Raw genomic sequence first — 12,408 nt, forward strand, 5'->3', positions numbered from 1 at the left:
AATAAAAATTTCAACGGCCATATTACGAACTAAAAAGCTTTCACCAATATTTACCATAACCGTATCAAGTTAAATTGTAGTGGCCAGGTGCAATGACGCCATTTGGATCGAAAACCTTCTTAATATCCCTTGTGACCTGCCAAAAAATATCATCAGGATCAACTACAAGATCCATAAAATCAACAAACAGACGGTTAGGATGGAAGCCGGCCTTAATGAATTCTTCATTAAGCTCCTTTGCCAAGGATCGCGATTCCTCTCGCGCTACTTTATCGGTACGTATAAAGTGCGTTGATATACTGAAATGAGTTGTCTTGTCATCAACAAGGCCAAATGCATAACTTGCTTGAGCCTTACTGTAATGTGTATTTACTTTGCGAACAATTGAGTTTGCCTGCTGAACATATTCAACATTCATGGGCACTGTTGGAAGAATGAAATGCATACCAATGTCAGTGTGATCCGGATTCTCCCATCCTTCAGGAAGTTCCGTTTGAGCCGGCCAATAAATGCTCATGATAGGTCGATCACTTGGCTCACCCAATGCCATACGATAAAAGCCTGCATTACAATGAATAAAAGAGTTCATTTTTTTCCAGCCGACAAGCTTGGAGGTATACAACCCTAAGTTAATCAACCTATCCGTTACATAAAAAGTAATACCCCAAGGACTCAATCTCTTCAATTCTTTTTTTGCTGCTTTTATCTGGTATTTGGTACCACTGATATTTGAAAATATTACACCTGCACCAAATGAGTATCGATTAAGAAATCCCATCAAGCTCTCGCGATCTATATCAACACCCTGCCCTTTAAGATCTTGATACATTACAGGAGCCAGACCATTTTTAACCCGGACATTTTCATAGTAATGAGTAATAGAATTAACCAACCCAAGTTGTTTAATTCCTTTGAGGGCATTGATTGCATCACCCAGGTAACTTTCATCCTTTAAAACCGTCAAAAACATGCACTTTTTTTCAGGCCTTCTCCTCAACTCTATTGTTGCACGAGTTACAACTCCAAAATTTGATTGCAAAAAAATCCGAAGATATGATGGTCCTATTCCTTCCGGAAAGGTATTAGTTGTTTTACAATTTGCATAATGCCCAAATCCCGTCTTAAATATTCTCCCATCCCCTAGAACAACCTCCAGATTAAGAAGTTGCTTATATCGCTCCATATTGTACCCCACCCCTTTGTCTAGAGCGTTGCCTACTATACTTGTATCCTTTGCAGAACCTGTTGTGTCTGAAAAATACTTTGAGCCAGTCTCGTTGAGGTAATTGAAAAGTTGAAACTGTGTCACTCCCGGCTCAATAACTGCATAGCCAAACTCTTCATTTACTTCGATAATCTTATTCATTCGATGAAGGTCAACAAGTATTAGATCACCCTGCGTTGATAATTTTGAACCAAAACCCCAGGACTTTCCGGTACTAAAAGGCTGTATACAAACTTTAAATTTATTTGCATTTAAGACTATCTGTCGAACTTCCTCAGCAGACTCAGGATATAAGATTAACGGAACATCTACGTTATACGATGTAACATTTTCAATATGCTGTGCTATTTCATCCTGCTCAGATACAACTTGATCATCCCTGAAATTTTTTTTGATCTCCTGCAAAAAATCTCTAATCATAACTATTCCACACAGCCCTATACTGGTACAAAATCGCGACATTCTAGTGCTTTACTGGAGATCTACTATTACTTTAAAAGCAAAACAGCAAATAAATATCCCCAAACTAAATAGCGAAAAGACAAGCAAGCCTTAGAGTTCAATTAGGTGACAAAAATAGAAGTTAAGCGACAAATCAATATTTAAGTCACTTCTACACATATTAGAATGTAACCCTTCGTGTTGAAGATATTTATAAAGACAATAGTGAGGTAGAGTATGTATATAAAGGCGCCCACCTCCTCAGACACCCCCTTGTGGGATCGCCTGATGGGCAACTACACCTTTGCTTGTCTGAAGGTTGCCGCTCAACTTGATATTTACGGCCTGATAGACAAGGGCTACAACACTAGCGACAAGATCTCTCAGGCACTGCAACTTAGTAGCAAGGGTGTTGAGCAATATCTTTTGATTCTTAATCACCTGGGTTATATCAAAATGGAACTGGCCCAGTATGAGAACACTGAGCTGGCAAAAAATTATTTAGATAAGAACAGTTTATATTATTGGGGGGAAGTCTTGCTGGACCCCTTTGCTATTTACGATATCAATCATTTGGACAAGAAAATTATAACCAGCCTTAAGCGGGAATATGAATTGGAGTGTAAGGGGCGTTCAGTAACCGATATGTGGCAAAACGATGAAATGGATAATGAATCGGCAGCCGCTTTTACTCATCTAATGCACTCTCAGGGTTTCGCCTCTGCAGTTAAAGCCGCTTCAGACGGTATTTTCAAACAGGTTGATACCTTACTTGATGCTGGTGCCGGCTCAGGGACTATCGCCCTGGCCTTTTGTGAAACATATCCAAATCGCACTGCTGTACTCTTTGATCTTGCCCCAGTCTGTGAAATTGCCAAGGAGTATATACAAAAATTTAACAAAACTCGGCAAATAACCATTGCAAAGGGGGACCTATTCAGCGCTGAATGGCCCACGGGCTTTGACGGCCTCTGCTTTAGCAATGTACTACACGACTGGCAAGAAGCTATCTGTGAATCCTTACTGAGTAAGGCCTTCTCTCTACTGCCCAAAGAGGGTTTTATCTTTATTCATGACATGCTCCTAGATGAAAGCCAGCTTACACCGAGCTTATTTAGCTTCCATCTTTTTATGAATCATGGTTCACGGTTATATTCCGAAAAGGAGCTATACCAAATGCTCAATAAAGCCGGCTTTAAAAATCCGCAAAGCCACAAAGCACTCGGCTATTTCTCAGTCATTTCAGCACAAAAGCCCTAGCTGATGTATTCATAACTATGGCCATCCATCCGGCAAGTCAATAAAGAAATGGAAACACGGAGCTCCCCATGACCATCGGACACTTAGATTGGAGCCAGCTGTTACGCCATGCCAGATCAATATCTGTACAGGGGGGGCTCAGTGTGCCCCCAAACGCCAACCGGATTGAAGACCTACCTATCAGTGGGCCGAAAGAAATTTTAAAAGTCACCAAAGCCTTGGCAAAAACAGAGGGCGCTATATTAATGTCCAGCGGTGGTACCACAGGAAACCCCAAGCTGGCCTATACGCCCTTCCATCAGGCAACACAGAGACTTCTACAACAGTGGAAACCACTTGGGCCTGGCGATGTACTCCTCAACCTTTTCAACCCCGGCCGCCTATGGGGTGCCCACTACTTTATTCAAACTCTCGCCGAAAAAAGTAGAGCTATCACCGCACCTGTAGGGCCCTTTACTCCCTCTGAAGTAGGCGCTTGGCTGGAGACATTTCGCAAGATAGAGATTAATGCCCTTGCTGGAGCTCCCACAGGATTAGCGGACTTCGCCCAGGGCATCCTGGATGGCAATTGCAAACTGAACATCAAAACAATTATTTGGATGGCGGAACCCTGGACCGAGAAAAAGTTTAATACGGTGCGTATGGCCTTTCCAAATGCCGGCTTCTGGTGTGACTACGGTTCGGTAGAGACCAACAGCATCGCTGTTAACGGGCCCGAATGTGATCGGGATACTTACCACCTTTTAGCGGATCAATTGATTGAACCCGACGATCACGGGGCCCTACTCACACGTATTGGCGATGGCTGGACAGTACCAATTATACGCTATCGGTTAGGGGATTTGATTCGGCACGCCACTTGCCCATGTGGTCAGCCAAATGCATTGCTGATTGAGGGGCGCGCGGACGATGATGTGAGTCTTTGTAGTGCGATTTTTAGCGTTAGGAACATACTTGCTATCGCTAGAGAAGAGGATGGTGTTGAGGAGGCGCAGCTGATTCTCACAAAAAGCGGGGAAACACGTAAATCTGCAAGCGAACTTACTTTAGCTTATACCGGTATTACAGAATCCGACATAGTTCGAAAACGAATTCTAGCTGAGATTCATAACTTGGCATCTGTAGTCCAGCAATACCCTGGTGCCTTTAGCACAAAACGGGTTGAAAGGCTGATGAGGGTCAAAAGAACTAACAAGGTGCCACCTATTATTCAGGCAGACGATATCAATTTGTAGATTTCAGTCAAGCACTAAAGATACAGCATAGGAAACATAGAAATGAAGTCCATAGCTAATTTGTCAGTGCTATTCTCAACCCTACTGTTACGCCCTATACGTGCTGTATGTTCTCAAATGATTGCCAACTTTATAGAAAGCTCTAAATGCTTCCCATTTGATGAAATAATAACTATTGAACGAATTATAAAACATGGCTTTAAAAAAGATAAATATTGCTTTGTGAAGGATGACATCTGTATAAGCTATTATCATGGACCTCCTTTAATAGATCAAAATTTACAATACTCTGTTACATTTGAAGCAAATGGCAGTGAAAGTACTGCCAGCATGAACTTGAATAAGAGTTCTTTAACAAGGATATATTCTGGAACGGTAATATTATTACACGGATTTCGGGTATCTAAAGAATTCATGTTGAACTCGGCAATATATTTTCGTTTCTTAGGTTATCACGTTGTTGTTCCAGATCTTCTCGGCCATGGTGAATCAGGTGGGATTAAGAAATATGGAGTTTATGATAGCAAGCTCATCAACCCTTTTATTAACAACCTCATTGAAGCAGATATTATTAAGAAGGATAATTTTTATATTGTTGGGAACTCAATGGGGGCCCTAACCGCTACCTATATCTCAAATTTGAGAACGGATATCAGTGGAGTTATTTTATTAGCCCCAATGCCCCAATTTGATCAAGCCTTATATAATCACTCTAAAGTCACACATCCAATACTTAGCAAAATCATTCCGGAACAAGATATTCGCAAAGGCGCCAGTTTAGTCTTAAAAAAAAACAATATTAACCTAGAGGATACAAATATAATCCCCCTTATCCAATCATCTAAAATTCCAATACTTTTAATATCCTCAGATACCGATCGAATTGCTCCTTACTCCGACTACAAAGGCTTAAGCCAAGATAATATTGACCTAGTCAAGATTCACAATAGAAACCATCAGAGTATGACTACAATTGGAGATGATGAACATATCTCGATTATTAGATGGCTCAATAAAACTGAAAAAGAATAATACTAAATTTAGGCACCCTATTAATATCCCAATAAATAAATCATCTTACCAACCAATATAACAGTCACCTCCCTGGGACCTTAGAGATATTAGCTCTTAGTGCATCATAGATTTCAAAAATTAAACCGCTATATAAATATGGCAATACAGGCATAGACTGGTGCCGGCGAATCAGCCTATTCAGGCCCTGGTGAATGATACAAGGTCATGAACGCTGCAAGCCTGGAAACAAAAACCCCTGATCACTATCGAATTTGTAGTCTGGATCCTCCCAGGCGATCATCTTACCCGGATTGAGTAGCCCCTTGGGGTCTGTCTGCCTTTTAAATGCAAGCAGCACCGGGTCAATTTGCTTCATCCCCCCTTCTTCCAGGGTGTATCGGTGAGGATTGAAGATCGTACACCCGAGCGCTTCATGCCGTTTGATAATTTCATCAAGCCGGGTTTTATCCGTGAAGCGAACAATGGGTAGACCAATGGGAACTAGGCGTCCATTGTAGCGAATAAACTCCAGGTGGCCGGGCAACTCTTCAGCATATATGCTCTGCAACTTGCCGATAGTCTCAAGTGGGTTCACATCAGGATAACGGACCTGAAGATAGGTAATCGACGGATCAACACTTAAGCCACGCAAGGTTGTGTGGTTCCAGGTGAGTTCATAAGCCGGCGGTAAATGCGTGATATCTTCAGCGGTTGCGCTATCGGAGCGGTACAACATCTCAGCACCCGGCGATCGGCTCAGGAGCCCATCCAATGCCCCCATGGCAAACGCTGCCACCATGAGCACAACAACGGACTGTTCCTTGCGGATAAATTTTTTGTGCCGTAAGAAATAGTCATGGGGCAACGGCGCTTCAATCGTAGCGATATCTTTTGTCAAAAGGCCATCCATGTTGGCAAGCTCTTCAGAAAAACGGATCGCATTTATAAAATCATCAAACCCGACGAGCACATCGATCCAGTCATAAGCTTCTGTCAGCGGTACTTCGATCTCGGTGATGATGCCTGTTGTACCGTAAGCGTGTATAGCCTTTTGTACATCGCTTCCTGTCAGCTCCAGAACCTGCGGCTCCGCCTCCATGGTTACCATCCGCAGACGGATGACGTTACCCAGATCCCTGAGCCCTCCCCAATTCACCGAGCCAACCCCCGCAGCCCCCCCTGCAAGAAATCCTCCGATGGTCGCGATACGGTAGGTGGAGGGATGTATGCGGAGCGCATGACCGGTCCGGGATATCGTCTGCGCATCGATATCCGCCATAACGGCTCCAGGCTCGGTAACAACAACGCTTGGTTTAATATCCTTGACAGCATCCATTTCCGACAAATCCAGGACAACGCCAGCGGAAAGTGGCATGGCCTGACCATAATTGCCGGTACCCGCCCCCCGAGCTGTCACCGGAATGTCCGCGGCGTAGCACACTTTTAGAACGCGAATAACCTCGTCAACATTTTTCGGGCTGACAAGCAGATCACCGGTCACACCATCAAGTTGCTCCTTGAGGATCGGGGAATACCAAAAGAAATCCCGGCTCTTTTTTCTCACTATCCGTGGATCATCCTCGACCTTGATACCGTCGAGATTCGCTTTCAAAGCGGAGATGTCAGTCATGGGCGTTGCCCTCCCATGTGCATGTGATGATCCAGTTCGCGGAAATCCGGCAAGTCCTTGTCAATGCTGTACCCTGCGCGCAGCACATGCCGTGGACCATTTGGGCGTGAAAGGAGTTCATTCCAATTGCGCGCACGAAAGAGAAGCAGATCTGCCGACTCACCGGCCCCAATCCAGCCGGCAGAAACCCCCATTATATCCGCCGGCGTGGTCGTTATTGACCGAACCCAGTCTCCAACCGGATGGTCCAGATGCAGAGTGCGAGTCGCCTGAGCGTAGACTTCAATCAGATCGAGGTCACCGTAGGCGCAAAAGGGGTCCCGTGTATTATCCGAAGCAACAACAACATCTATTCCACGGGAACGCATTTCATGCAACAGCGTGACACCCCGGCGGCGCGGAGTCCGGCCCATTACCCGGTCCTGAAGATAAAGATTGCTCACCGGCAGAGTCACGACCGCAATCCCCGCCTTAGCCACCAGGTCCAGCGTACGGTCCACCTCGTCATCAGGCTGTACCGATAAAGTACAGCAGTGCCCGCACACAATTTTCCCCTGAAAGCCCAGGCGCAGAGCTGTTTCCGCGATGTGGCGCAAGGTCATTCCGGATGGGTCGAGCGTCTCATCGACATGAAAGTCGAGGTCCAACGCATGCTCCATAGCCGCGCGAAACATCGCTTCAAGATACCGATCTAGATCGGGCACCATGTAGGTCGCTGCTCCCAAGATGCCCCCGGCAGCCTGCACCCTAGACGCAATGCGTCCCAAATATTGATCGTCTGCGGCAAGGCGATGGATGCCGAACAAACACACGCCCTGAAGTTCGACTCGGCCCGCCCATTCGGTGCGAATCTCGCAAAAGAGCGGCCAGGTGATCTCATCTTGCAGCGGCGAACTATCCAGGTGCGTCCGGATGACGGCCGTGCCATGGGTATAGGCACAACGCAGCCCAAATTCCATACGCACCCGAACATCCTCTGCTGACCAATTTTTACTCCGATCCCTGTCAACCGCCTGCATCGCCCCCATGAAAGTGCCGTCGGGATTGGATGCACGCGGCCAGATATGCCCTTTATCCAGATGAGTATGCAGATCGACAAGAGCCGGTAGGACCAAGCCGTTATCCAGGTCGAGCCCGCCTGACGCCTCTGGCAAATTGGCCGCCGGAGCAACCTGTATCAGCGTTCCGTTACGAAAGACCAAATCGCAGGAAACAAGATCCGATGGCTCAGAATTGCCAGGGTCACGCAAGACACAGGCAGGGATCGTTGCATTTCTTATGGTGCCAGTGCCTTTGAAACTGGAGCCCCAACTTGCCTGCATCTACACCTCCCGTTCCAATGCGCCCGCACACAATTTGCGCATAGCTGGTAAGAAAAGAGATTGAAAGGCAGAGATACCAAAATGCCCACGATGGATATCAAAATGCCTGCAACAACCCAGTAGGGAATGTTCTGCTGATACTCTGCTCCAGTACAAATATGGCAAGACCAAGTCCGGAATAGGATATGCCACAATGAACACGACTGCATCGATCAAATACTGGCCGCCAGCGATCTGCTATCGGCCCAGGAGATACAGTAAGGACATGCTTGATTGTCTTGCAGGCTAAGTCACCGGCCGATTTGCCTCACCAGCAGCTTGCACCCGTAGTTAAAACCGGCGCTATTTGCGTGATGTTGCACATCTTTGATTGTAGCCGGCTCTCTGCTTCTGCGATTTGGATATCTGGCTAGTTTGAGCTACTTTTTCTTCTCTGGGCCTTAACACCTGTCACTGCCCTAGCTGCTGTGTCCTTTCACTATTCAAATGAAACTAATTAGGTTCCCCTACCGGCAGTCTGGAGCGACTTCTCCCTAAAGATCGGTGGAAGCTTCAGATAGGTTAGCGCCCGCCAGAACCACTCTAAAGGCCCCATACGGAAAACTTTCAGCCACAAATCAGAATAAGCGAGCTGAAAAAGGACAAGACCAATAGAAACACCAACAACTTCTACTCTTGTCAGCGCACCATATAGCCCCATTCCAAAGCCATAAAATATAAACACACCAATCAATGACTGAGCGAGGTAATTGGTAAATGCCATTCGGCCAACCTGTTGTATTTTATTCTTAATCCACAGATGTGTATTACTCTGATACCAGAGACAGGCCAAGCCAACATAGCCAATACTGGTGAAGGTAGCCCCTACCAGATTAAATGCATCGCCATATAAGAAGTAGTGATTAATCTCCCAATCATTGCTGTAGTTCCAAACTAAACCCAATACAGTAAGGATCAAACCAATGGGTGTTGCGACAACAGCCATCTTTTTATAGGTCTCAGGGCTTGCCTCACCACGTAAGATACCAACTTTATAGAGTCCCATACCTATTAGTATCATCGCGGCGATTTTCAAAATAAACGACAAACTGAAAAATAGCATCACGATATTCGCCTCCATATCTGCATCGCTATCTTCAGCTGCGAATCGGTGATTGACCAACTCCCAGAAACCACCTGTATAGGCCGCAACTTCCCTTTGAATTTGTGCTGTATCAGGTGCGAAGATATCTGAGACTATATATTTAGCTTCCCCACTGAGCCCGGATAACACAACACCGGTATAGTTTGAAACCAGTACAGCGCCTATTAAACTCAAAGTTCCCAGCGTAATGAGCCAACTTCCACGCAGTCCACGGAATATATAAAGCACCATAGCAACAAGCGCATATACTGTCAGTATGTCGCCCTCCCAGATATAGATCGCATGGAGCAAGCCTATAACCAGTAGCCAAAAGTTGCGGCTGTAATGAATCTTAGCGGCAGATTTTTGCTGGTTTAATCGCTTCTCCGCAAGAAGGATAATACCCGCTCCAAAAAGCATGGCAAAAAGTCCCATAAATTTTTGATCGGCAAATATATGTAAGAAAATAAAAATCAGATCATTAAGTGGTCCATCTGCCAGATACGCTTTAGGGTTCAAATAGGCAGCCATGGGCATGGAAAAACTAACCATATTCATAAAAGGAATGCCCAATATGGCAATTCCTCTCAACAAATCTAACTGTGAAATCCGGGCTGACATGCAAATCCTTTTAAGCAAAAATAGAGCAGATTAATGCCAGTGTAGGTTTGACACAAGATTGAACCACTTAAAAGTATTATTCTTTTATTGACCAGACGTACCAACTTAAAAAATTAGCCGGTTAACACTCCTTTTGGGACGATTGGACCAATAGTTTTTTTAGATCGGTTAGAAAATATATTTAAATCTGTCGAGCGCGCGTCACCATAATACAAAAATTGCCACTTCTGCTGTCCATATAAGACCTTGGATAACACAATCTCATCAATGGCAATTTATATAACGATTAGATTATCACCACAGACTTAAAATTTGTCCGCTTCTATTATTAATGTAAAGGATATTTAATCTCCTTAGCCATCCCCCACATCTTATAGTCTGCCGGCATTTCAGAGAGGTAATTTAGAGTGTTATAGATCAGGCTCTTCTCCATTTGGTCTATTCCCAAAGATTTACTCCAACCCTCAGCTGCCAATCGATAGCTCATTACAATCAGAAGAAACTTCTGCTCATTCGATAGCCCACTGCCATGCCCATTAATTAAGAGGTGCATGGAGACAAGGTCATAATCCAGATCAAACTTAGATTCATTGACCTGGATATTAATTTGGGCTGATCGCCCAGACACTGATGATCCACGAGCAACTACCTGCATCTCGTCTAGAAAAAAAGATACATGGGCGTTATCTTTATCAGAACTATTCACATAGCGCCCTCTTAACGCCAGTTCCCGAATCTGCCTTTTGCTAATTTCACCCCGGAGCCATAAGTTGGTCATTTTTGTAAGGGGACCGTAGGATTCAGCGGCGGGGGTGTTTTCTTCTGCCGCAAGAGGCAATGAAATGAGAAGTACGACAAGACAAATACAGATCCTTGTTACAGCCATTGCTACTACCACTCAAAATCAAGAATTGACCACATAAGCGACACAGGAGTTACCGCTATTAATGAGTATATTCAATGATTGGTATACGAACATTGCTTTGGGGCGCAACGACACTCATTGACGGCTTTATCGGTCGGGGGTTTAAATTCCACATTAATTTGAGTTCTATCGGCTCGCCTTCTCTCTTTGTGTCTCTGCAATGACTCTTTCGTTGATGCATGAAATCCTCCAGAGAGAAAATACCCCATGAATATGTCAACCTTCTCATCCAGGCTAAAACTACTCTTCCCCAGACCTATCCGGGAGTTAACTTTCGACAAACTGTAAGTCAATAAAATATCTTGACCATCACGATCGAACAGGTTAAACAGGCCTATCGCCCAATCGGTTTCCAATACATGTGAGAGCCTGTAAAACTTATCCACAAATTCTAAATAGATTAAGGAAAAGTCTTCACCTCCTTGAAGAAATCTACTTACGTAAGTGGACTCCTCCTCCCGTAAAAAATCCAACGCTGCCTGGATTGTTATTTCCTGAATATCATTGGCAAGGATATAGCCAGTGAGTCTATTGACTTCAACCACCGTCATGCCAAGTTCATAAAGTTTAGCCTGGTGTTCAGGCAGTCCTCGCCAAGAGGATAACGGCATTAGCAACCGGTATGCGGTCATCCACTCAGGATGTTCTTTTAAATTCACCTCATACCAAGTCGGGCTCTTTTTTTCAAGGCCGTGCTTTTGGAGGAAAGACAAGTCTTCACCGTCATAACTCGCTTGGCGAACTGCTTTCATTCGCAGCCAAGCTGTCAAATTCCGTTCCCTACTCAGTATCCAGTCGCTATCAATTTTCTTATTGAGATCATTCGCCGTAGCATGCAATATCTGTAAGGCATCTTGATTAGAGCTAGCGACAGCCGAAGTAGTAAAGATGATGCTCATTAAAGAAATCAACAATAAGGCGGCATTTGGAAGGAATGGCATTGGGGAACCTTAGGTCGCTTTCGATAGCTATATGTGACTTGGCCCATTATTCAGAGGGGCACAGCTTAATTATCGCTTGGAAGCCTGCCTCGAAGAGAAAATGGATGTCGGAATTCCCACCATAGGGCTCATGGGAAATTGCTGAGCCTCGTTTATATTTTCATTGCCTGGAGAAACTTGAGAACACCAGCCAGTCACGCAGTGAAGGCAATCTTTGTCGGGTGGCCGATCTCTGGTGTATGATTTACTAGTAATGAAACACTACTCTTCCACATTTCGCGCCAAACTGATTGCTATGGCGGCCTTGCTCCTGCTGATGTTCCAGGTGCAAACTGTGCTTGCCTGCGAAATGATGGATAGCCCTGAGCCGGCAGCGGAGTGCTGTTGTGACCACATGGTTACCAGCTCAGCCCCCGATGAGGTCGACTGCTGTGAATACGATGCCCAGGTTTCTCTCAAGACCTCCCTGGATGATCACGAAGTCGCCTTAACCGCTGCCTTCCTTGGCCTTGAACTTCCTCAGCTAGCACCACCCCCCACTTACCAGTGGCCGCAAATACTAGCCCCACCGGTGCTCAAGACGGTTACCCCCTCTCACCTAGCCTCCACCTTCCCCGGCAATCGAACCTGGTTAGCCACTCTACGCCTGCGTATTTGATCACTCCCTCTCT

At 45.2% G+C, this 12,408-nt stretch carries 10 protein-coding genes; 4 read left to right on the forward strand and 6 right to left on the reverse strand.

Translation table 11 applies throughout. The features are described from left to right. Positions 1 to 64 precede the first annotated feature (64 nt). Complete coding sequence (locus tag ACJJJA_RS12645) at positions 65 to 1,645, reverse strand: FAD-binding oxidoreductase (RefSeq protein ID WP_444904835.1); 1,581 nt, start codon at positions 1,643 to 1,645, stop codon at positions 65 to 67. 258 nt (positions 1,646 to 1,903) lie between these two features. On the opposite strand from ACJJJA_RS12645, the gene ACJJJA_RS12650 reads away from it, so the two are divergent. From ACJJJA_RS12650 to ACJJJA_RS12660, 3 genes are all read left to right on the forward strand, one after another. Further along, the gene (locus ACJJJA_RS12650; protein WP_444904836.1) at positions 1,904 to 2,926 is read left to right on the forward strand and encodes a methyltransferase; all 1,023 of its coding nucleotides are present in this window, start codon (positions 1,904 to 1,906) and stop codon (positions 2,924 to 2,926) included. A gap of 68 nt (positions 2,927 to 2,994) precedes the next feature. Beyond that, entirely contained in the window at positions 2,995 to 4,161 is a 1,167-nt protein-coding gene (locus tag ACJJJA_RS12655) for an AMP-binding protein (RefSeq protein WP_444904837.1), read from the forward strand. A 42-nt stretch (positions 4,162 to 4,203) separates the two neighbouring features. After that, a complete protein-coding gene (locus ACJJJA_RS12660; protein ID WP_444904838.1) occupies positions 4,204 to 5,193 on the forward strand; it encodes an alpha/beta hydrolase in 990 nt (329 codons plus the stop codon). Positions 5,194 to 5,398: 205 nt separating this feature from the next. Here the strand turns inward: ACJJJA_RS12660 and ACJJJA_RS12665 are convergent, their stop codons facing one another. From ACJJJA_RS12665 to ACJJJA_RS12685, 5 genes are all read right to left on the reverse strand, one after another. Beyond that, a complete protein-coding gene (locus tag ACJJJA_RS12665; protein WP_444904839.1) occupies positions 5,399 to 6,805 on the reverse strand; it encodes an FAD-binding oxidoreductase in 1,407 nt (468 codons plus the stop codon). Continuing rightward, positions 6,802 to 8,127: a cytosine deaminase gene (locus ACJJJA_RS12670; protein WP_444904840.1), complete on the reverse strand. Its 1,326-nt coding sequence runs from the start codon at positions 8,125 to 8,127 to the stop codon at positions 6,802 to 6,804. Before ACJJJA_RS12670 ends, ACJJJA_RS12665 begins: the two co-directional genes overlap by 4 nt. A 496-nt stretch (positions 8,128 to 8,623) precedes the next feature. Beyond that, a complete protein-coding gene (locus tag ACJJJA_RS12675) occupies positions 8,624 to 9,871 on the reverse strand; it encodes a DUF418 domain-containing protein (protein ID WP_444904841.1) in 1,248 nt (415 codons plus the stop codon). A gap of 328 nt (positions 9,872 to 10,199) precedes the next feature. Then, positions 10,200 to 10,757 carry a hypothetical protein gene (locus ACJJJA_RS12680; RefSeq protein WP_444904842.1) on the reverse strand — a complete coding sequence of 186 codons (558 nt, stop codon included), beginning with the start codon at positions 10,755 to 10,757 and terminating at the stop codon, positions 10,200 to 10,202. Positions 10,758 to 10,828: 71 nt separating this feature from the next. Then, positions 10,829 to 11,737: a hypothetical protein gene (locus ACJJJA_RS12685; protein ID WP_444904843.1), complete on the reverse strand. Its 909-nt coding sequence runs from the start codon at positions 11,735 to 11,737 to the stop codon at positions 10,829 to 10,831. 253 nt (positions 11,738 to 11,990) lie between these two features. Between ACJJJA_RS12685 and ACJJJA_RS12690 the strand changes: the two genes are divergently transcribed. Then, the gene (locus ACJJJA_RS12690) at positions 11,991 to 12,395 is read left to right on the forward strand and encodes a hypothetical protein (protein ID WP_444904844.1); all 405 of its coding nucleotides are present in this window, start codon (positions 11,991 to 11,993) and stop codon (positions 12,393 to 12,395) included. Positions 12,396 to 12,408: the final 13 nt, after the last annotated feature.

It is taken from the genome of Microbulbifer mixtoriginis (SeqCode), assembly GCF_052466865.1.

Excerpts from the sequence above, each read along its gene's own strand:
- ACJJJA_RS12645 (WP_444904835.1), bottom strand. The coding sequence starts at position 1,645 with ATGATTAGAGATTTTTTGCAGGAGATCAAAAAAAATTTCAGGGATGAT.
- ACJJJA_RS12680 (WP_444904842.1), bottom strand. The coding sequence starts at position 10,757 with ATGGCTGTAACAAGGATCTGTATTTGTCTTGTCGTACTTCTCATTTCA.
- ACJJJA_RS12655 (WP_444904837.1), top strand. The coding sequence starts at position 2,995 with ATGACCATCGGACACTTAGATTGGAGCCAGCTGTTACGCCATGCCAGA.
- ACJJJA_RS12650 (WP_444904836.1), top strand. The coding sequence starts at position 1,904 with ATGTATATAAAGGCGCCCACCTCCTCAGACACCCCCTTGTGGGATCGC.
- ACJJJA_RS12690 (WP_444904844.1), top strand. The coding sequence starts at position 11,991 with ATGAAACACTACTCTTCCACATTTCGCGCCAAACTGATTGCTATGGCG.
- ACJJJA_RS12665 (WP_444904839.1), bottom strand. The coding sequence starts at position 6,805 with ATGACTGACATCTCCGCTTTGAAAGCGAATCTCGACGGTATCAAGGTC.
- ACJJJA_RS12660 (WP_444904838.1), top strand. The coding sequence starts at position 4,204 with ATGAAGTCCATAGCTAATTTGTCAGTGCTATTCTCAACCCTACTGTTA.
- ACJJJA_RS12675 (WP_444904841.1), bottom strand. The coding sequence starts at position 9,871 with ATGTCAGCCCGGATTTCACAGTTAGATTTGTTGAGAGGAATTGCCATA.
- ACJJJA_RS12685 (WP_444904843.1), bottom strand. The coding sequence starts at position 11,737 with ATGCCATTCCTTCCAAATGCCGCCTTATTGTTGATTTCTTTAATGAGC.
- ACJJJA_RS12670 (WP_444904840.1), bottom strand. The coding sequence starts at position 8,127 with ATGCAGGCAAGTTGGGGCTCCAGTTTCAAAGGCACTGGCACCATAAGA.